Annotated in this window: 10 protein-coding genes; 8 read left to right on the top strand and 2 right to left on the bottom strand. The window is 44.9% G+C overall.

The features are described from left to right. Positions 1–18: 18 nt before the first annotated feature. The 8 genes from H70737_RS02285 to H70737_RS02320 all read left to right on the top strand — a co-directional run bounded on the left by H70737_RS02285 (position 19) and on the right by H70737_RS02320 (position 12,408). Positions 19–3,246 (top strand): hypothetical protein, encoded by a 3,228-nt coding sequence (locus H70737_RS02285; RefSeq protein WP_042184448.1) that lies wholly within the window; start codon positions 19–21, stop codon positions 3,244–3,246. A 230-nt stretch (positions 3,247–3,476) separates the two neighbouring features. Beyond that, positions 3,477–4,463, top strand: coding sequence for an ABC transporter permease (locus tag H70737_RS02290; protein WP_081382970.1), 987 nt, complete (start codon positions 3,477–3,479; stop codon positions 4,461–4,463). A gap of 18 nt (positions 4,464–4,481) precedes the next feature. After that, a complete protein-coding gene (locus H70737_RS02295) occupies positions 4,482–5,372 on the top strand; it encodes a carbohydrate ABC transporter permease (RefSeq protein WP_042184450.1) in 891 nt (296 codons plus the stop codon). 110 nt (positions 5,373–5,482) lie between these two features. Further along, the gene (locus tag H70737_RS02300; protein WP_042184452.1) at positions 5,483–7,183 is read left to right on the top strand and encodes a type 2 periplasmic-binding domain-containing protein; all 1,701 of its coding nucleotides are present in this window, start codon (positions 5,483–5,485) and stop codon (positions 7,181–7,183) included. A 129-nt stretch (positions 7,184–7,312) separates the two neighbouring features. Beyond that, positions 7,313–9,220 (top strand): cache domain-containing sensor histidine kinase, encoded by a 1,908-nt coding sequence (locus H70737_RS02305; RefSeq protein ID WP_231573376.1) that lies wholly within the window; start codon positions 7,313–7,315, stop codon positions 9,218–9,220. Then, on the top strand, positions 9,217–10,779 hold the full coding sequence (locus tag H70737_RS02310) for a response regulator (protein ID WP_042184456.1): 1,563 nt from the start codon (positions 9,217–9,219) through the stop codon (positions 10,777–10,779). Before H70737_RS02305 ends, H70737_RS02310 begins: the two co-directional genes overlap by 4 nt. A gap of 148 nt (positions 10,780–10,927) precedes the next feature. After that, on the top strand, positions 10,928–11,731 hold the full coding sequence (locus H70737_RS02315) for an AAC(3) family N-acetyltransferase (protein WP_042184458.1): 804 nt from the start codon (positions 10,928–10,930) through the stop codon (positions 11,729–11,731). 38 nt (positions 11,732–11,769) lie between these two features. Next, positions 11,770–12,408, top strand: a complete 639-nt coding sequence (locus H70737_RS02320) for a histidine phosphatase family protein (protein ID WP_042184460.1) — start codon at positions 11,770–11,772, stop codon at positions 12,406–12,408. 84 nt (positions 12,409–12,492) lie between these two features. Here H70737_RS02320 and H70737_RS29615 read toward each other — a convergent pair whose 3' ends face one another. Together H70737_RS29615 and serS are read right to left on the bottom strand one after the other, a co-directional pair. Continuing rightward, complete coding sequence (locus tag H70737_RS29615) at positions 12,493–20,301, bottom strand: 5'-nucleotidase C-terminal domain-containing protein (RefSeq protein WP_052404134.1); 7,809 nt, start codon at positions 20,299–20,301, stop codon at positions 12,493–12,495. A 433-nt stretch (positions 20,302–20,734) separates the two neighbouring features. Further along, the gene (serS, locus tag H70737_RS02335; RefSeq protein WP_042184462.1) at positions 20,735–22,021 is read right to left on the bottom strand and encodes a serine--tRNA ligase; all 1,287 of its coding nucleotides are present in this window, start codon (positions 22,019–22,021) and stop codon (positions 20,735–20,737) included. Positions 22,022–22,275: the final 254 nt, after the last annotated feature.

Consider the following 22,275-nt stretch of genomic DNA (forward strand, 5'->3'; position numbering starts at 1 on the left):
ACTTAGGAGGACATAAATATGAGCAACTATTATTTCGAATCAGGTACATTTGTAATGGAGCAATTTGATGAAGGAAAGCCTTTTTCCAGTTTCTTACCGGGTCTTGCCGGACTGAAGGGAATTCCGATGTGGACTTTTTATGTGAATCGGGGTCAGGCCATTTGCAGCTTCGGGGTACGCGATAAGAATTCGCCGATCATGGAATTCTCTCCTGCAAATATCTCTTATAAGAACGTAGGGACGACCGGTTTCAGAACCTTTATCAAAATTAAAGGTGAGCAAGAGATTTATGAACCGTTTCAATCTGCACGTCCAGATCCTGCTGCAAAGCGCCTCATGACCATTTTGCCTAATGGGCTTACTATTGAAGAAAGCCATGCCGGACATGGTCTGAAGACGACCGTACACTATTTTAATTTGCCTAATGACGATTATGCAGCATTGGTACGTCGGGTAGAGATTGAGAACATCGGCGGTAAAGAGATCGAGCTGGAGCTGATGGATGGTTTGCCTGAAATCTTGCCTTACGGCGTAGAAAACAGTGGATACAAGGAAATAGGGAATCTGCTGCGCAGCTGGATGGACGTATACAACTTAGAGAATGGTATTCCGTTCTATAAGCTGCGTTCCAGTACCAATGATGATGCACAGGTTAGCGAAATTACCAATGGCCATTTCTACCTGTCGTTCACTGGAGAAGGAGAAAAAGTCTCGCCAATCGTCGATTTCGAGCTAGTCTTTGGTGGCAATACCTCGCTTACGTACCCGGACCGCTTTGCGGGATTAACCCTTGCCGAACTGGGCGAGCTTCCACAATACCCCGTCAACAAGGTTCCGTGCGGTTTTAGCGGAGTGGCAAGACGTTTAGCACCAGGTAGCAATCTGATCCTGAATACACTGGTTGGACATGTAAATGACATCGACAAAATCAATAAGAAGGCGGAGCAGTTATGCCGCGATGAATATATCCTGTCTAAATCTCAAGAGGCCGCAGGTCTGACGGAGGAATTAACGGAAGATATTGCTACTCACACTTCATCGGCTGTGTTTGATGCGTATTGCCGTCAATCCTATCTCGATAACTTCCTGCGTGGAGGCTATCCTTTTGTCTTTGACAATGGTGGTGATGGCTTTGTAGTTCACTTATACTCGCGTAAGCACGGTGACTTGGAGCGTGACTACAATTTCTTCTCACTCGCCCCAGAATATTATTCACAGGGGAACGGAAACTTCCGTGATATGAATCAGAATCGTCGGAATGATGTGTTTTTTAATCCGAAGGTGGGTAGCTTTAACATCAAAATGTTCTATAGCTTGATTCAGGCGGATGGTTACAATCCACTGAGCGTGCAAGGAACAACCTTTGAAGTGAAACCGGATAGTAAGGCACAAGCTGCGGAGTGGATTGGAAAAGCTGCGGCAGATCATCAAGCTGAGCTTGTAAAGCTGTGTAGCACTCGGTTCACACCAGGTAGCTTAGTGAACTATATTGCGGATCATAACGTTGCCTTGAAGGTAAGCGAACAACAATTTTTGTCGGGATTACTTGCCCTGTCACAGCAAAACATTGAGGCAGCCTTTGGCGAAGGCTTCTGGTCGGATCACTGGACATATAATATGGATCTGGTAGTAGGTTACTTGGATATCTTCCCTGACAAAAAGCAGGAGCTTCTATTTGGGGATAACACCTATGCGTTCTATGACAGCCCAGCGTATGTGCTGCCACGTAGTGAGAAATATGTAATCAGTGACGGAAAGGCCCGGCAATATGGTGCACTCCTTGAGGATGAGGAGAAGCTGCACAAGCTGAAATGGAAAGCTGGAGATACCCATTGGCTGCGTACTGAAGGCGGTCACGGCGCCATTTACCACACCAATCTGTTCGTGAAGATGTTGTCTCTTGCCTTGAATAAATTTGCTACGCTTGATCCTTATGGTATGGGTGTAGAAATGGAAGGCAATAAGCCGGGCTGGAACGATGCTATGAATGGACTGCCTGGATTGTTCGGCTCCGGAATGAGTGAGACTTTTGAGCTGAAACGTACCGTAGTCTTTTTGTTAGATGCTCTGAACAGCAAAGAAAGCGTCCAAGGAGCTGTAGACCTGCCAGAAGAAATTGCCCAGTTGCTTGAAGAGGTATATCATGCGGTCACGGCGGTTCTGTCGGGAGATTTGGAACAATTTAATTATTGGGATACTGTAGCTTCGGCGCGTGAGGCTTATAGAGCACGTATCCGTTTCGGTATTACTGGAACTGAGTCTGAAGTAACCTTAGAATACATTCGTGAGGCCCTCTCCAAGTTCTTGGTCAAAATCGACGAGGGAATCAACAAGGCAGTAGAACTTGGTAACGGACTTACCCCAACCTATTTCCGCTTTGAGGCGAAGAAATTCCAGCAGGTAACAGATGCTGAAGGTCAACCAGTACTTAGCGGATACGGCCTGCCAAAAGCTGTGGTAGAGGAGTTTGAGGTCTATGCATTGCCATACTTCCTTGAGGGGCCTACTCGCCTGTTGAAGACGCTGAAAGATCCGGTGCAAGCCAAAGAAATCTATAATTTGATTAAGCAAACAGAGTTATATGATCCGACTACGTCTATGTATCAAACTTCGGTTAGTCTAGAGGGTGAGTCTCATGAGATCGGACGAATGAGAGCCTTTACGCCAGGCTGGTTAGAGCGGGAGTCCAACTTCCTGCATATGTCCTATAAATATTTACTTGAGCTGTTGAAGGGCGGGCTTTATGAGGAGTTCTACGGAGAACTGAAGACCTCGCTAGTTCCGTTCCTAGATCCGGCTGTCTATGGACGCAGCACGCTTGAAAATTCATCCTTTATCGCTACCGGAGGTAATCCTGATCCGAACAATCATGGTAGAGGGTTCGTTGCAAGATTAAGTGGGTCGACTGCTGAATTCTTGAGTATGTGGAGAACGATGATGGCCGGAAGCCATGTTTTCAGAGTAGAAGATGGACAGCTTACATTATCTTTGGATCCGGTTCTACCAGGCTGGCTATTTGATGAACAAGGCAATCTCTCTTTCACATTTCTAGGTGGCACGGAAGTAACTTATTCGAACCCACAATGTGAGAATACATTTGGTGAGAAGAAGGTTGTTATTCAGAGCATGACGCTCGTCTATCACGATGGAACAGTGACCGAAATTTCAGGAGCACTCGTTCGTGGCGATGAGGCAGAGGCTCTGCGGCGTGGAGAGATCAAGCAAATTCGAGCAATAATGGCATAGAAAATAAGGGAGGGCCTAGGCCCTCCCTTTATTTTTTTCTCCAAATATAAGGATAAACGCTTACCGTCCTTAAAGGATGGCGAAAGCGTTTTAGCTTGAACCCGAAAAATGGAACCTATAATCCGAAATTCAATACCTTATGGAGACAGGCAAAAGCAAATACAATGAATACATAGATATTGTAAACGCTTTATACAAGAGCGGATATAGAGATTCTGGAGGTCCATATGATGGAGAAAAAAACAAATGGGGAATTAAGCCCAGCGATGAAGCCTCAATTTTCGGGCAATTTCGAAACCGGTAAAGTAAATCGTACCCCGCTTTGGAAGAAGTTCATTACCCAACGACATTTGCAGACAATGGCACTGCTCGGTGTAGTATGGATGATTATTTTTAACTACATTCCGATGTATGGCATTATTATCGCCTTCAAGGAGTACAACATCGTCAAGCCAATCTCAGAAGCCCCTTGGGTCGGTCTCGCGAATTTCAAAGAGTTCCTGGCGGACGATAATTTTGTGTATGTAATGAAGAATACGCTGGGCATCAGCTTAATCAAACTGTTGATCTTTCCGTTGCCGATCATATTCGCTCTCTTTCTGAATGAAATCCGATCCGTTCGCTTTAAGAAGAGTATTCAGACGATATCGTATCTGCCCCACTTCCTGTCTTGGGTCGTCCTTGGCGGGATTCTTGCCACTTGGCTGGCAGATATAGGAATCATCAACAATATTCTGATGGCGCTGCATGTGATCGACCAGCCAATTTCGTTCCTGGCTGAACCAAAATATTTTTGGACTATTATTATTACCTCGGATTTATGGAAGGAGTTGGGCTGGTCAGCGATCATCTATCTGGCTGCCATTACCAGCATATCTCCCGAAATGTATGAAGCGGCCACCATCGATGGTGCCGGAAGATTCCAGAAAATGTGGTATGTTACCGTACCGACCATTAAAGGAACGATCAGCATCTTGTTTATTCTGGCGGTTAGCGGTGTACTGAACTCCAATTTTGATCAGATTCTGGTACTGCGCAATTCGCTGAATGACAGCGCGAGCAATGTGATTGACTATTATGTTTACTATACCGGTCTGCTTTCGGCCCGCTTCTCGTATTCAACTGCAATTGGGATGTTCAAATCGGTTATCTCGCTCATTCTGCTGCTAATTGCCAACCAAGTATCCAAAAAACTCAACGACACCTCGTTGTTTTAGGCCAAGGAGGGCCTGTACATGATTACACTGAATCGCAGAACCAAGGGCGAAGTCGTCTTTGATATAGTCAACAATATTGGAATGCTTTGTATTTGCTTCGTTACGCTGTATCCGATCTGGTACGTGCTGGTTAATGCTTTTAATGACGGGAAAGATGCTATGCTGGGTGGGATTTACTGGTTTCCGCGCAAGTTTTCATTGGAGAACTTTAGTGCCGTATTCGCTAGCCCGGGTATTATGAGGGCGATGTGGCTTACCGTAGCCAAAACACTTCTTGGCGTAGGTCTGCATGTGTTCTTTACGGCGATGGTTGCTTATGCGTTTTCCCGCAGGGAACTGATTGGGGGCAAATTCTACATCCTGTTAGGCACGATAACCATGATCTTCGCAGGCGGACTTATTCCGACGTACCTACTCATCAGAGATCTTCATCTGCTAGAAAATTTCCTGGTCTATATTATTCCGGTCATGTTCAGCTTCTTCGATCTAATCATCTTCATGACCTTCTTCCGGGATATTCCTGATGGTCTCGAGGAAGCGGCGCGTATTGACGGAGCTAATGACTGGTCCATCTTCCTGCGGGTTGTCCTACCGGTATCCTTGCCCGTACTGGCTACCATTGCGCTGTTCCATGGCGTTTATCAATGGAATGATTATTTTACCGGAATGATTTATATGAACAATGAAAACATGCAACCGATTCAAACCTTCCTGTACCGGGTTGTTGCCCAGTCCAGCTCGAATCTGATGATGACTGCCGTCCAGGGAAGCGCCGTGACTAGGACGGTGACCTCGCAGTCCATCAAGCTGGCTACCATGGTTGTTACAACACTTCCGATCGTCTTTGCTTACCCTTTCCTGCAACGTTATTTCGTCAAAGGGATGATGATTGGCTCCATCAAGGGCTAAGTGCCGGTCGCACTTCACCCGAACTAGTGGTGTCTCCTCCAGACTGCTCCCGCAGTCTTGGAGTTGCAAATTATAATTATTAATCAATCTAAGAAAAGGGGTAAACAAGCATGGACATGAAAAGAAAGCCAAAGAAAATAATGCTGCTGCTTATGGCAACAATCATGGTTCTGTCCGTAGCGGGCTGTTCCGGCAACAATGGCAACGCCGCAAACAAAGGTAATACCGCAAACAAGACTGAAGGCAACACAGCAGAGGCAACAGCTACAACAGCGCCAGAAGCTACAGCACTATCCGCTGATGAGCCGGGTTGGAAATCCGACACATCACCAATTACGTTTGACTGGTACCTGAACTTTGCCTGGTTCCCTAATAAATGGGGTGTGGATCCAACTTCCCAATATATCACTAAAAAAACCGGTGTTGACATTAACTTTATCGTTCCAGCCGGTAATGAAAATGAAAAGCTGAACACACTGATTGCTTCCGGTAAACTGCCGGACTTCATTACACTGGGATGGTATGAAGATGCAGTTAAGAAAATGATTGAAGGTAATCTCGTGCTTCCTCTTAACAAACTGGCAGAAGAATATGATCCTTACTTCTTCAAAGTATCCGACCCTGACAAACTGGGATGGTACACACAAGCTGATGGCAATGTATACGGTTATCCGAATGCTTCTTCCTCACCTAAAGATTACGAGAAATATGGCGACACTTATGTATCCAACCAAACCTTCGTAGTCCGCAAAGATATTTATGAAGCGATTGGCAGTCCTGATATGCGCACACCGGAAGGATTCGTGGCAGCGCTGAAGGCCGCTAAAGAGAAATTCCCTGCAATCGATGGTCAACCGATAATTCCGCTCGGTCTGCACGAATTTACCGCAACTGGTAACGATTCTCTGGAACAATACATTCAGAACTTCTTAGCTATTCCAAGAGAAAAAGACGGCAAGTTATACAATCGTGAGACTGACCCTGAATATATCCGCTGGATGAAAACTTTGCGTCAAGCGAACCAAGACGGCTTGCTTTCTAAAGATATCTTTATTGACAAACGTCCTCAAATGGAAGAAAAAATCGCTCAAGGCCGTTACTTCGCGATGCTGTACCAACGCACTGACTTTGCAGCCCAATTGGGAACTCTGTACCAGCAAGACCCGAACAAAATTTATATCGCTGTTGACGGACCGGCTAATACCAACCTAGATGCACCTACTCTGAACGGCCCTGCCATTTCCGGATGGACAGTAACGCTGATCTCCAAAGATGTTAAAGACAAAGCACGCGCTATTAAATTCCTTAGTTACCTGAACAGTGAAGAAGGTAATAAAGATCTCTATCTTGGAGAAAAAGGCGTCAGCTATGATACCATTGACGGCAAAGACCAATTTAAACCAGAAGTCTTTGATCTGATGAATAAAGACCGTTCGGCATTCGACAAGCAATATGGTTCTTCCTTTACGTTCTGGATGCTGATGAATACCAATATTACAGCGCAATGGACACCTACAGCTGTAGAGCCTTTCAAACAGCTTGAAGACTGGACTCGCGGAAAAACAAAAAGTATCTCCGAGTTTGATCAAATCGATCCGTTGGCAAGCTCCCCTGAGGGCGTCATCTTATCTAAAATTAAAGATTTGCGCAGCAAAACGTTACCGAAGCTTTTGATGGCTCCATCCGATGCTGAATTTGATTCCATCTGGACAGATTACATCAAGAAGCAAGAGGATCTGGGTCTGGCTAAAGTGCAAGCCTTCCAGCAAACAAAATATGAAGAGAATAAGCAAAAACTCGCAAAAAAATAAAATAAACAGGACCCAATCGCCCGCTAATGCGGGCGATTGGGTTATTTTCAATCTATAAATATGGTATAGATATTAAATAGGTTAAGTATTCACTATTTTAGCGAGGTGGACAGAACAGAAGTGTATAGTGTGAACAGGCGTGAGCGAGCTAGAGCATTATGGCATTCTTTTAGTTATTGGTGGGGGAGAAGATCTCTCCAGAGTCGTTTAATTGCAGCCTATGTTTTTATTATTTTAGGCCCGTGCTTGCTGGTATCCGTCTACTTCTATGAGTCTATCAATAATACCTATCTCAGAGATGCCGTCGAGAAAAATGATTATTTGCTGCAAATGGAAAAATTACATATCTATAATCAAATTGAGGCGATGGAACGTGCGGCGCAGATGGCTTATTCTGATACCGATGTAGAAGAATTCCTTGCGAATGAAACTGAACCCCAGCTAGTAGATTTGATTAATTTCAATACAAATGCCTATGTGAATATGACTCGTATTCAATTTAATAATCCGAATATTGAGCATTTGAGGCTGTATTCGAGAAGCGATAAAGTGCATGAAATTTGGCCGATTATCTTTCGGGAAGAGCGGGTTTCTTCCAAGCCATGGTTTCAGAAAGCGCTTCAATTGAAGGGACAGGAATACTGGTCTTTTCAGAAAAGTGATCCTGATCTGATGCAGAGATACTTGGAAGCACCGGCGGAGAGTCTGCCAAAGGTTTCGTTGTTGCGTGAGAAGAGTCGTCCAGCAGACAATCATATCGGTATGGTGCAGGTGGATATGCTGCTGAGTCGTTTTACACCCAAGACGTATACAGACGTCCGGGATAATCAGACCCAGATGTTCCTTGTGGATAGTGAGCTACAGGTTTTCACCAGACCGGATCATTCTTTTTTGCAGGATAATCTGAAGATGGCCGATATGATTGCAGAACGGTATAAGCATTTTCGGGAAACTGGAGAATGGGATAGTGATTACTCGGAGAATGGTCGATCTTTTTTGTTGATTAACACTCCGCTAGAACGTATTGATGCTTATTTGTTAAATGTAGTGTCCATGGAGGGAGTTATGAAGGATATCTCCCGAACGCGCAACTTAATCATTGGAGCCAATGTCGGGTTCATTACCCTGCTAACGCTGATTGCTTATGTGACAAATGCCTTTATTCTAAAAAATCTACGTAGATTGACCGAAACAATGAAAAAAGTGCGCAGAGGTGAAGCCTACAGTGGAATTATGATTCGTGGTGGAGGGGAAGTCGGTGAGCTTGCCCATCATTTCTCCAAACTGATGAACACGATCAATACATTGGTGGCTCAAGCAGTGAGCAAGCAAGCATTGTCAAAAGAGGCTGAGCTACGTACGCTGCATAACCAGATTGACGCACATTTTTTGTATAATACGCTGGAAAATATTAAAATGCTGGCTGAAATTGAGAACCAACGAACGATCTCGGATGCATTAACCTCACTGGGGGGGATGATGCGTTATAATTTCAAATGGTCCGGAGAGTATGTGAAGCTGCGAGATGAAATTCGCCATATTGAGAACTACATTGAAGTGATGAATATTCGTTTTGAATATCCGGTTAAGCTGGTGCTTCATATTGAGCCTCGATATATGGAGCTGGAGGTGCTTAAAATGTCACTGCAGCCTATTGTGGAGAACAGTGTTAAGCATGCTTGGTGTGGGGAGAAAGAAAATTTACAGGACCCGAGCATTAATATTCATATTTCGGAAACGGAAGGTGATATTTCCATAGAGCTTCGTGATAATGGTATCGGTCTTACCCCAGAACGTCTAGTTGCTTTAAACGAGGCGATATATGCTAAGGATGAATGTTGTGATTGTGATAGCTCCTGTGAACAGCGGGAAGTAAGCCAGAGAGCAGGGGGCATAGGACTGCGAAATGTACACCAGCGTCTGCAAATCTTTTATGGCGAAGAATACGGGCTTGTAGTACAGAGCGAGGCAGGGAGTTGGACGATGGTACGTCTAAGCTTGCCGAAAGTTCTTTTGACGGGAGAAAAACAACCATGAAGAAATTACTGATCGTTGATGATGAGAAAAATATTCGTGTAGGTCTGAAGATCATGATTGAAAGGGAATTTCCATCCGCATATTCGATCATAATGGCGAGCAATGGTGCAGAGGCGCTCGAGGTCTTTAAGACAGATGGTGCAGATATTATTATTACGGATATTCGTATGCCGGTAATGGATGGAATTACGTTGTTGGAGCGGTTGTCTTCGGCGACAGGGGGCGAGAAAAGTCCGGCAGTGCTAATTTTAAGTGGGTATGACGATTTCGAATATGCCAAAAGCGCGATCCGTTATCGCGTGAAGGATTATTTACTTAAACCGATTCGTAGAGATGAATTATTCGAAATCTTGAAGTGTATAGACAAGGAGGAGGAGGAGCAGAATCTCAGCGCAAGGCAGCAGGAACAGGAAGCAGAACGTTTTCGCCGAGAGCTGCGTTCTAGCCGTTTACGCGAGCTGCTTATGCAGCAGGAAGTTCAGTTGGAGCGAGAGCAGCAGGAGAGCCTAGATGACTTGGAGGTTCCTTTTACAGTAGGTGTGTTGAATTACTATTGTAATGACGGAACAAGAATGAAGCCTGGGGATGTTCAGGGGCTGGTTGAACGATTGATGGGACCACTTGAAAAATATTTCTCGGAAATCACAACGGACTGGGACGGTAAGCTAGTATTGCTCGGAACCAGAAAACAGGACTTTATTGAGCTGTCCAGACAAGCTGAAGCCAAAGAAATAATGGGATTGTCGATTGGGATAAGTAGCGAAGGAGGAAGTCTTGCAGACCTTCGTTCCTGTTATAAGGAAGCTTGTCGGGCATTACAGTATACTTTTGTATATCCACAAGTGAACTTGTTGAATTACGAGGATGTGAGTCAAGAACGGTCTAATTCCCCCTTACCAAAGGAGGAAATTCGCAAGCTGCTCAATATGCTTGGAACAGAACGCGAGAAGGAGATGAAGCATCTTCTGGCTGTGATTTTTCAGACTGAGCATTTGAAGGCGCTTGACCTGTCTTATTTGGAGTCGGTGGGACAGAATATCAATGAATTGGTGCTGGATGAAGTATTTCGGGTGCATGGCGAGGCCTCGGTAGAGGTGTTGAAGCTGTATCGCACAGTGGGCAATATGTACAATTATCGTCATTTTCATGATTATTATCGTGCGCTTGAGAATTTGCTCCTGAGTGTGAGTAATTACATTGTAGGGGTACGCTCTGCTCATACGGAGCATGCTGACATGGAGGAAGCGCTGCACTATATTGAAGCCAACTATGCTCGTCCACTAAATATGGCTATGGTTAGTAACCATGTTTCTTTGAATTATTCTTATTTTAGCGAAGCCTTCAAAGCATATACTGGTGAGAATTTTGTCATTTATTTAAAAAAGGTACGCATCCGTCATGCTAAAGAACTGCTAGCGAAAGACTGTGGCAAGCTTGCTGAGGTTTCGGAGAAAGTAGGTTTTGAGAACAGTAAGCAATTTGCCCGTGTATTCAAAGAGTTGGAAGGGATCTCTCCAGGGGATTATAGAGCCAAAATGCTGTCTGAAGATCTGTCGTAAAAGGCAGGATAAGTAGCTTTAGTATAAATATCATTGCTGAACTGTACCTTGATGGGCGTTAAGGGTGTCGTTAGAAGTGATCCTCCTATATAATGGCAGTGAGAAGCTTTGCTAGGATTAGCAGCAAGAGAGTTTGGAGGAATGAAGGGTGGAAGAAATTCAAGGCAATTTGATTACAGTTCAGACGTTGGCAGAGGACTTTCGGCGACTGGGTGTACAGGCGGGGATGACGATTATACTGCATTCGTCCTTCAAATCACTAGGCCAATGGGTGGCAGGTGGCCCGGTTGCCGTTATTTTGGCGCTTGAGGAGGTTCTTGGAGAGTCAGGTACACTTGTGATGCCCACGCATTCTAGTGATCTGACGGACCCTGCTGGCTGGAGTAACCCACCGGTACCCGAATCTTGGTGGCAGAGTATCCGTGAGCAGATGCCGGCTTATGATCCAGACCTGACCCCACTGAGAGGAATGGGGGTTATTCCGGATTGCTTCCGTAGACAAAAAGAGGTAAAGCGCAGCGATCACCCCATTCATTCATTTGCGGCTTGGGGCAAGCATAGGGATGAGATTATATATGGTCACTCCCTCGAATACGGTTTGGGGGATGACTCTCCATTAGCTCGTATTTATGATCTGGGGGGAAGTGTGCTGCTGCTAGGCGTTGGTAATCTGAATAATACTTCATTACATCTTGCTGAATGCCGGGCCTTCTATGAAGGAAAGAAGGAAGCCATTGGCGGAGCACCTATACTAGTGGATGGTCATAGACAGTGGGTGGAATTCAAGGAGCTAGATTGGAACTCTGACGATTTCGTTGATCTTGCTGAGCAATTCGGGCAAGAGACAGGGCTCATTACAAATGGTCATATCGCCTCAGCTGCAGCTCAATTGATTCCACAGCGTGAAATTGTAGACTATGCGGTGAACTGGATGGAGCAAAACAGGAAGTAGACTATCTCTGAATTTGGGATTAGGAGGAGAAGCAACGGATGAGTACTACAACGATATATCTAACGCGTCATGGACAGACAGAATGGAATGTGCAGAATCGTATGCAAGGTCATATGGATTCTGCGCTGACGACGCTTGGCGTACAACAGGCGGAATGGTTGAGCCAGGGAATGCAGGCTACAAATCTGGATGTCATTTATGCAAGCTCTAGCCCAAGGGCGCTGCGTACAGCTGAAATTATACGCGGAGAGCGGGATGTTCCGCTGAAGATTTCCGATGCATTTAAAGAAATTGGCATGGGCGTATGGGAAGGTAGAGATTCTGCTGAACTGGCAGCTCAGTATTCAGACCAGCATCGTTATTTCTGGAAGGAACCCGACCGGTTTAAAGTGGAGGGCAGCGAGACCTTCGCAGAGGTGCAGACAAGAGCACTGGAGAAGCTTCAGGAAATTCTCACTGCCCATCAGGGTGAGACGATTCTTATCGTAACGCATACGGTAGTGATCAAGCTCTTGATGGCTTATTTTGAGGGCAGAGAGTTGCCTAAGCTATGGGATCTGCCTTACATATATCCAACCTGCTTATCCAGGATTGATTTTACGGATGGCGTGCCGGAGATCCTGCTGCACGGGGATACAAGTCATTATGAAGAGAATGAGGCTGGGATGGAATCCTAGAGGTTATATGAAAAAGAGGCGGTTCCTCGAGTGCATTATGCACCCTAGGAACCGCCTTTTTGTCCTCAGAGCTGTGGGCCTTTATTAATTGATGAACTGAAGAGATTTCAAGGTCTTCTCCAGCATCGTAACGGCTTCAGCACGAGTTGCCAGCTTTTGTGGAGCAAAGGAACCGTCTTTCGCTCCTTGAATGATGCCCTCAGCAGCGATTTCTGCTACTGCTGCTTGGGACCAAGCAGGAATGCTTGCTGCGTCACTGAATTTAGCTAGTGCTGCAGGATCGGCATTTAAGGTTTTGCCCGTGTACTTGATGGCTTTAGCTAATACAGAGGCCATTTCTTGCCGAGTGATCGGGCTACCTGGCTTAAAGCTGCCATCGGTATAACCAGAAATCAATTCGGCTTCTGCAGCAGTGCGAATAGCATCAGCATACCATGCGTTTGGATTTACATCCTTAAAAGTTGTCTCGCCACCCGTTGTCACAAGTCCAAGAGAACGCGTAATTAATGCTGCGAACTCAGCCCGTGTGATCGACTGTGAAGGAGAGAATGTATCGCTATTGGTTCCACTAACGATCAGTTTGGAAGCTAACAGATCAATGGACGCTTTAGCCCAGTGTCCGCTAATATCTCCGAACGTTTTGGAAGATTTAACAACGGTGTAATAGCTGTTGCTGTTCCGTTTAATCGTAACATCTGTTGTTCCATTAGCCTTAGGGGCAAATATCGCAGGCACGAAGGAAATCTTGCCTGTAGCAGGCACGAAGACGACTGCCGTTGCGTTATTTGAATTTAAGGAAGTAGGTACATTGATCGTCCGATTAACATAAGTACTGCCGAAGTTGTTCAGCGGTACACGCTTAGATCCGGCTACTGCTGAAACACTAAATTCGATTACTGGAGCAGCTAAAGTAGCATTACCTAGCTGTGAAGCGATAGCTTGGTTTGTGCTGCTTAGCGTTTTCGAATCCGCTAATAGAATGGATACTGTAATTGTAAAGTCGCTGGTGCCTAATTGAGCGGCAAGCGATACACTGTTTATAACACTGAGCGGCAAGGAATACGAAGCGCCATCAGTAGTAAGGGTAAGAATGGTGTTAGGCTGTGCAGCAGCTTGTTTTACAAGCACACTGCCTGGGAGTTCTACTTGAGCGCCGCCAGTAGTCGCTTTAACCGGAATAACCAGTTCATGTTTACCAGTTGGCAGTTCAGCAAGTTGTTTGGTCAGATCAGCAGCATCAATTGTTGTTACTTGCGGTGCAGCCGTTGGTGCTGTTGTTGCAGTAGGTGTTGGTGCTACTGTTGCTGTTGATGTTGGAACTGTTGGTGATGTTGGCACTGGTGTCGGCACTGGTGTCGGAGTTGGGGTTATCTCCGGCAATGGTGCACCCTTCAGATCCACAATCCGGCCCTCAACAGCGGAAGTGTTCGCAGTGACATTTCCAATCTTCTGAAGATACTTCGTAAATACATCAAAGTCCGGCAGGTACAGTAGATTCACGCGACCTTCTTTATAGGCCTTTTCAAGTGAAGTATAGAAATCTCCACCTTTAGCTGTGAAAGCATTAGTAGCTACTTCATAAGATGCTTTTAGATCTAGAGGAACGTATTTGTCTCCGTTCTTCACTTCGATACGTAATACACGTTCGTTCACAGGCTTCGTAGAGTCATAGTAGAATTTCAACCCTGCAACGTGTGGGAAACGTCCGTCTGCTGCTGGAGTTTTGGAAACCCCATTCTCCATTGCATCCTTAATTTCTTGTCCGGTCAAAGTGATCGTAACCAGATCGTTGTTGAAAGGAAGTACTCCGAGTACTTCACCTTGTGTAATGGGTCCTTCATTAATGGATTCGCGAATACCGCCACCATTTTGCAGGGCGATTACCGCATTAGTGCCAGCTTTCTTGGCTGCAAAAAGCATACCATCGGCAATCAGGTTACCGAGGTTGGTTTCCTTTGTGCGAACATTATCACGAACGCCGTTTAGAACAACCTCTGAGTTACCTACTACCTCATTGCTCAGTTCTAAAATACCTGGCTTATAGTCGGTATCCAGGATCTTTTTAGCTTCAGGATCTTCTGCGATAACGTAGTTAGCGCCGTTCTTAGCGTCGATGGAGATTAATTGGTCTTTCCAATTTGTCAGTATGCCATCTTTGTTAAATTTAACTTCAAGCTGACCAAGGAAGAGTCCTTTTTCACCAGTTTGTACGATAAGCTTCGGTGCATTAGGATCGCTGTTATCTACAACCGCTTGATCTAATTGCGTGTGGCTGTGACCACCGACAATAATATCAATGCCATTAACCGCTTTGGCTAACTTGAGATCCTCTTCGTAGCCAAGGTGTGAGAGAACAATAATCTTGTTAATCTTTTCTTTTTGCAGCATAGCGACAGTTTCTTTTGCCTTCACCACAGCATTCTCAAAAGTCACTTTACCTGGTGAAGCAATGTTCGCTGTATCTTCTGTCGTCAGACCAATGATACCAACCTGTTCGCCGTCTACTTCTTTAATCAGAGCAGGGTAGATGGTTGCCGCATTACCCGAACGACCGATTTCATTGGTAAACATTTTGCTTAGCGTATCATCTGCAGAGAAATTCACATTGGATGAGACAAAAGGGAACTTAGCGTTGCCGATGAATTTGGAAAGCACTTCAGAACTTTCACCATTTTTATCAAATTCATGGTTCCCGAAAGTCATAGCATCATATTGAACCAGATTCATAAAGGTTAGATCTGCTTGACCCAGATACTTGTTGAAGTAAAGTGTTCCGGAGAACACATCACCCGCATCGAGAAGAATAGGGTTTTCTGTAGTCGCCTTAGCATTTTTGATTGCCGTTACACGGCGTAGAATGTTATTTGGTGAGCTTACAGTATCTAGTCCTGCATGCGTATCGTTGGTGTGTAGAACTGTTAATGGGAAGTCTTCAGTTGTCTCCGGCAGTGGTGCACCTTTCAGATCCACAATCCGGCCCTCAACAGCGGAAGTGTTCGCAGTGACAGTTCCAACTTCTTTAAGATACTTCGTAAATACATCAAAGTCCGGCAGATACAGCAGATTCACACGGCCTTCTTTATAGGCCTTCTCAAGGGAAGTATAGAAATCTCCACCTTTAGCTGTGAAAGCATTAGTAGCTACTTCATAAGATGCTTTTAGATCTAGAGGAACGTATTTGTCTCCGTTCTTCACTTCGATACGTAATACACGTTCGTTCACAGGCTTCGTGGAGTCATAATAGAATTTCAACCCTGCAACATGCGGGAAACGTCCGTCTGCTGCTGGAGTTTTGGAAACCCCATTCTCCATTGCATCCTTAATTTCTTGTCCGGTCAAAGTGATCGTAACCAGATCGTTGTTGAAAGGAAGTACTCCGAGTACTTCACCTTGTGTAATCGGTCCTTCATTGATAGATTCGCGAATACCGCCACCATTTTGCAGGGCAATTACCGCATTAGTGCCAGCTTTCTTAGCTGCAAAAAGCATTCCATCGGCAATCAGGTTACCGAGGTTGGTTTCCTTTGTGCGAACATTATCACGAACGCCGTTTAGAACAACCTCTGAGTTACCTACTACCTCATTGGTTAGCTCTTGAATACCTGGCTTATATTCGGTATCCAGGATCTTTTTAGCTTCAGGATCTTCTGCGATTACGTAGTTAGCGCCGTTCTTAGCGTCGATGGAGATTAATTGGTCTTTCCAATTTGTCAGTATGCCATCTTTGTTAAATTTAACTTCAAGCTGACCAAGGAAAAGTCCTTTTTCACCAGTTTGTACGATAAGCTTCGGTGCATTAGGATCGCTGTTATCTACAACCGCTTGATCTAATTGCGTGTGGCTGTGACCACCGACAATAATATCAATGCCATTAACCGCTTTGGCTAACTTGAGATCCTCTTCGTAGCCAAGGTGTGAGAGAACAATAATCTTGTTAATCTTTTCTTTTTGCAGCATAGCGACAGTTTCTTTTGCCTTCACTACAGCATTCTCAAAAGTCACTTTACCTGGTGAAGCAATGTTCGCTGTATCTTCTGTCGTCAGACCAATGATACCAACCTGTTCGCCGTCTACTTCTTTAATCAGAGCAGGGTAGATGGTTGCCGCATTACCCGATCGACCAATTTCGTTGGTGAACATTTTGCTTAGAATATCATCTGCAGAGAAATTCACATTAGATGAGACAAAAGGGAACTTAGCGTTGCCGATAAATTTGGAAAGCGTATCAGAATCTTTATCAAATTCATGATTACCGAAAGTCATAGCGTCATATTTGACCAGATTCATAAAGGCCAGATCTGCTTGACCCAGATACTTGTTGAAGTAGAGTGTTCCGGAGAACACATCACCCGCATCGAGAAGAATAGGGTTTTCTGTAGTCGCCTTAGCAGTTTTGATTGCTGTTACACGGCGCAAGATGTTGTTTGGTGAGCTTACAGTATCTAATCCTGCATGCGTATCGTTGGTGTGTAGAACTGTTAATGGAAAATCTTCAGCAGTACTAAAATCAATCTGTGCTACAACCGCATCATGATCGGATACCCGACCTTTCGATGGAGAGAAGTCGGCATTTAGATGGACGACATCTACTTTGGAAGAAGCCGTTAGATTTTTACTGACAAGAATATGATCCAGTACTTGAGAGTTTCCGTCATAGGTGTACGTATACTGCTCATTTAAAGGCAATGTGTCGATCAAATTGTCCAGCTCTGTACCTTTTAAAATAGTTGCAGTTTTAGTGAATTGGAAATCATTCAAATCGCCAAGAGCTACGACGTTGGCTTCAGGATTAGCAGTCAGAACCTCTTTGACAAATCCGTTTACGACCGCCGCAATTTTATGACGTTGTGTTTCACTGGACAATACCGGTGGCTGAACGTTCCCGAAAGGACCATTATCGCCGCCTTTTGAATTGAAATGGTTTGCGATCACGATCACTTTTTCGCCGCCGAAAATAAATTGTGCAGCAAGTGGTTTACGTGAACTAGCAAATGCAGCATTCGTTGGATCAATTCGTCCTGGATTGTAAGTCAGCTTGTCTGTCGCTGCATTATAAGCAACGGATTGCGTAGATGTACCTTTTTGACCGTTTACACTATCCGCAAGCTGTACTCTTGCTGGATTGTACAAGAAGCCTACGCGAATGTTTCCGCCTGGAGCTCCGCCATCCTGATTGTTGACTGGAGCGATGTCTGTGTATTTATATACAGGACCGCCTGCAGTTTCAATAGCCTTAATTAGTTCGTCAGCACTTGCTTCAGTGATTCCATTATTGGTTTCACCATTGCTATCCTGCATTTCGACCACGCCGATAATGTCAGGCTTTTTCATATTATTCGTGATGGAGTCGGCAAGTTTCTGGATTTTTGTTGCTCCGACGCCTGGGTAGAAGTTCTCAATGTTGTATGAAGCGATTAATAGCTTGTCCTCATTAACCTCAAGAGTAGTTGTTTCTTGTTTAAAAGTACTTGGGGTAATGGTTGGCAGCTTACCGTTCTCCGGAATTACTTTGAAATTGCCATTGTTGTATCCGATGACTCCTGTAACATCTCCAGCGAACTTATCTCCGGTGATTACTTCTTGACCCGGATTTCCATAAGCAATGATAAGACGCTGAGGATTGAATTGGTTATATTCTTTTAGAACTAGTCCACCAGCTGGTGTGATGACATCAGGAGTATCATTTTCTACTCTTGTAGGGATGTTATAAAGCATGGAATTTCCGCTACCACTTGTCCAGTAAGGACTAATAATCGTAGGGGTAGGGAGTTTTACAAGCATACCTTCTAACGATTCATAAAAATCTATGGCATCTTCACTAGGTTCAAAATCAGCCATGCTGTCATTATCAATGATGGAAGAAGGAATAGCTCTTCCACCTTTGCCAAGTACGATAGGTTCAGGCACAGTATAACTAGAAGAGGAATCTACTGTTAGTGATGTCATATTAATTTGAGTGGAGGTTAGATTGCTCGCACTTCCTTCGTTATACTCGGAAACGGCTCCATTAACGCGCACTAAATCTCCAACTTTAGGTTTAAGGGATGCATTTGTGCTGTAAACGAAAATACCTTCCGATGTGTTCACATTATTGTCCGGCTGAGGGTCCTGCATAAAGAAACCTCTATAAGCGCCAGTTGCGAATGTGTATCCGTATTGGGTAACGATACCTTCTACGTCAGTAACGTTCTGACCTACATACTCAGAGGCATGAGATTCTCCTTGAATATCATGTATACGAGGGAGATCAGAAGCTTTATAAGCAAAGGTATACACCTTACTTGTCTTGCCATCTGCTACGACAATTGAATTAATGGTAAGATCTTTACTAACTGTAATTGGATCTGAATAAAGCTTGCTTGCTGCTGTCGGTTCAGTTCCATCGGTCGTGTAATGAATTTGTGCTCCAAGGGTAGGGCTGGATAGGGTCACAGCACTTCCTTTAATGATGCGACCTGCACCAGGGCTCGCCATTACGGAAAAGGTTTCTTCCACCAAAGCGTTTTCGTTAAGTGGAATGAATTGATAAGTTGTATTATATTGCTCGATAACCCCAGTGATACTATCAAAGGTTGCACCCTTTACTAGTTTAGGCAGGGTTGAGAAAATTGTGAATTGTTGTCCGCCTTGACTTGCAGTCACTGTATTTCCATTTACATTATCTATAGTGACATTATTCATAGTTACCAGCTGAGCTTCATGGTTTTCTCCGTTGGCTGCAGACAAGTCGGTTGCTGTAATCAATTTAGGTGCGGGTACACCTACATCACTCGCAACGACAGAGTATTGAAGTCCGCTTTGGAGTTTGAGCTCTTGCAGGTTGCTGTAGATATCCATCTCGCCACTAACTGCAACACGATCTCCAACGTTTGCGAACTCTGGGAATCCATAAAGTACGATCCCACCGGTTCCATCCTGAATATACATTTTTGCTGCGTTAATGTGAGTTACGATACCTTCTGTTGAAATATTCTGACCTTTATTACCAAGGCGTGCTGTTGCGACGTCTGTTTTGGTCAGAATCGTGTAGTCAAAAGTTGTTATTGCGCTGTTTGGCATATTCGGTTCTGAAGCATACGCCTTAATCGTAGTGTCCTCAGTTAAGGTGATAGGCCCTGTGTAAGGTTGGAAATCAGTTGAACCACCTGATCCATAAACAGCTGAATAGACGGATGCTCCAACTGTCGGAGAGTTCAGAGAAATTTCAGTGCCTACCGGCCAGGCATTAGCGGCTGGTGAAGCTACTACGGAGCTAGCTGTCTCTGGTGCTTTACCATAACTACTATTGCGTGGACTTGCTGCTTGAACAACAAAATCCGCAACGTTGTTATCCGTATCTAGACCACGGCTATCAGCTGGTGCACCAGCTGCGGCTTTACGAATAGCGGCTGTCGCGTTGGTGAGAGCAGGGGTTGGAGTTCCCTCAACACCTGTAGCTGTACCATAGCCAACTAAATCTATCGTATTATTCGATGGGTCAACCAAGTCGACTTTACCGTTTGTCCCACTCATAGCTAGGATACCTGCGGCATCAGGAGTAGGTAGTGCAGCAGTTCCTCCTGTTCCTGCAGCCTCTTGGACGAGGTAGTATCCATTTGCAGGAATAGTTCCTGTTAATTCTGTTCCGCTGCTAAAGGTTCCAGTTGCGGAAGTATACCGAACTTTCCATCCAGTCAAAACTACTGGTTTGTTGGTAGGATTGTATAATTCAATAAAATCATTCTTAAACTCTGCTCCGCTGTTTCCACCACCGCCATAGACTTGTGAGATAACAACATTGCTATTATCCGGTGCTGCCTCGGCAGTCTGAATAGCTGGTAGCACACTGCCGACAAGCATTAACATTGCCAGTCCACTAGCCCACCATTTCCTTACTCTTGAAGAAATAATCATTTGGATAAGTATTCTCCCCTCAAATCTTTTATTAGAAACCTACTAAATCTTATCATTCAAATGTAAAATGAAAGGTTGGTTTGCATTAATATAAATTAAAGGTTCTATAAATTAAAATAAAAAAATAAAAAGTTATTGTTTTCGCATAAGAATAGGGGCTGAAAATAGTGCATAAATACAACAATCCTTAAAATCTAGTGTTTATTGGATGATGAATAGTCCCATATATGAATCAATTTTTATAGTTGAATTATCAAAGGATTACAACAAATGTATTCTATACTTCTGTTAAATTTTACATTTGAATAACAATAGAGAAGGAGCTATTAGACTCGACTATTTGGGAGGTCTTAGAACAGAAAAATGCCCATTCAGCTTCTTGTTGAGAAGTGAATAGGCATTATTTATTTTAAATTTACTTGGATAAAACAGACTACTGTTGTGGGAGCTCTAGCCGCTCTAATCCGTCCATATATTTGCGCAGCGCCTGAGGGATGTAGATAGAACCATCCTCTTGCTGGTGATTCTCCAGCAGCGGGATCAGAATTCTTGGCGTAGCCACTGCGGTGTTATTTAAGGTATGGCAGTATTGTAAGCGACCGTCCGCATCCCGATAACGGATGCCCGAACGGCGAGCTTGGAAATCGAGTAGATTAGAAGCCGAATGGGTCTCACCGTATGCGCTTCTGCTAGGCATCCATGTCTCGATGTCATACTGCTTATGCGTCTTCAGGGACATATCCCCTGTGCAGACAGCCATAACTCGATAGGGGAGCTCTAAGAGCTGGAGAATGTGCTCGGCATTCGCGAGGATCTCGTGAAGCATATGGTCCGAGACCCCCTCGTCATTTCGGCATAAGACGACTTGCTCGATCTTCGAGAACTGATGTACGCGGTACAGCCCGCGCACATCTCGCCCCGCTGATCCAACTTCACGGCGGAAGCAAGTCGACATTCCGGCTAATCGCATGGGTGTGTCGAGCTCTACAATCTCGTCGCTGTAGAGTGAAACTAGCGACACTTCAGATGTGCCTACCAGCCAGCGATTATCTCCGCTGAGCTCGTACGTCTGATCCATCCCACCCGGGAAGAATCCGGTTCGCTCCAACGCTTCAGGGCGGACAATCACAGGAACATCCATCACGGTGAATCCGCGTGCAGTGAGCACATCTAGGGCAAGTCTTTGTACAGCGAGATGTAACATCAGGCCGGCTCCTTTGAGCACATAGCTGCGAGGACCGCCTGCTTTGACGCCACGGGGAATATCAATAATATCGTGGAGTTCACCTAGCTCCACATGATCACGAGGCGCAAAGCCGAATTCCGGCACCGCTCCGTTCAACCGCAGTTCTACATTATCGTTATCATCGTTGCCGATGGGTGTATCCTGCGACACCGGATTCGGTGCGAGCAGCATGAGCTCTCTACAGCGGCGTTCAGCCTCGTTCAGATCAGCTTCCAGCAGGTTCAGCCGATGATTGAGTTCTCGTACCTGTACCTTGACGATCTCTCCAGCAGGGCGGTCACCCTGCCGTAATAATCGTTCAACCTCTTTGGTTAGCCCATTACGTTCGGCTCTCATTTGTTCGGTTTCTTGTCGCAGGCTTCGGCGCTTTTCATCCCATTCCAGCAATTCATCCAGTGGGAAGTCGACTCTTTTCCATGTGGCAGTGTTTCTTACAAGTTCTTGATTATCCTTGATCCAGTTCATTTCCAGCATATCGCTCGCTCCTTTTTGTTTAAAAGATAAGAAAGTGTAAGTTTCACACTTCACTTTATCCCTCTAGTTCTCGCACAAACACTTACCGTCCTTAAAAGGACGCCGAAGGTATTTATGCTTGAAAAAACGCAAAAAACGCCCTCATCCATGGGACGAGGAGCGTCAGCTCGCGGTGCCACCCAGGTTGATCGAATCTCCTTAACAGCAGGAAAGAATTCGACCCTCTTTGGTCTTCGCGGTAACGGGCGAAACCC

It is taken from the genome of Paenibacillus sp. FSL H7-0737 (assembly GCF_000758545.1).
In the GTDB taxonomy this organism is placed as follows: domain Bacteria; phylum Bacillota; class Bacilli; order Paenibacillales; family Paenibacillaceae; genus Paenibacillus_AQ.

Bases quoted from the DNA above. Each gene is read 5' to 3' on its own strand.
- H70737_RS02285 (WP_042184448.1), top strand. From the start codon at position 19: ATGAGCAACTATTATTTCGAATCAGGTACATTTGTAATGGAGCAATTT.
- H70737_RS02290 (WP_081382970.1), top strand. From the start codon at position 3,477: ATGGAGAAAAAAACAAATGGGGAATTAAGCCCAGCGATGAAGCCTCAA.
- H70737_RS02295 (WP_042184450.1), top strand. From the start codon at position 4,482: ATGATTACACTGAATCGCAGAACCAAGGGCGAAGTCGTCTTTGATATA.
- H70737_RS02300 (WP_042184452.1), top strand. From the start codon at position 5,483: ATGGACATGAAAAGAAAGCCAAAGAAAATAATGCTGCTGCTTATGGCA.
- H70737_RS02310 (WP_042184456.1), top strand. From the start codon at position 9,217: ATGAAGAAATTACTGATCGTTGATGATGAGAAAAATATTCGTGTAGGT.
- H70737_RS02320 (WP_042184460.1), top strand. From the start codon at position 11,770: ATGAGTACTACAACGATATATCTAACGCGTCATGGACAGACAGAATGG.
- H70737_RS29615 (WP_052404134.1), bottom strand. From the start codon at position 20,301: ATGATTATTTCTTCAAGAGTAAGGAAATGGTGGGCTAGTGGACTGGCA.
- serS (WP_042184462.1), bottom strand. From the start codon at position 22,021: ATGCTGGAAATGAACTGGATCAAGGATAATCAAGAACTTGTAAGAAAC.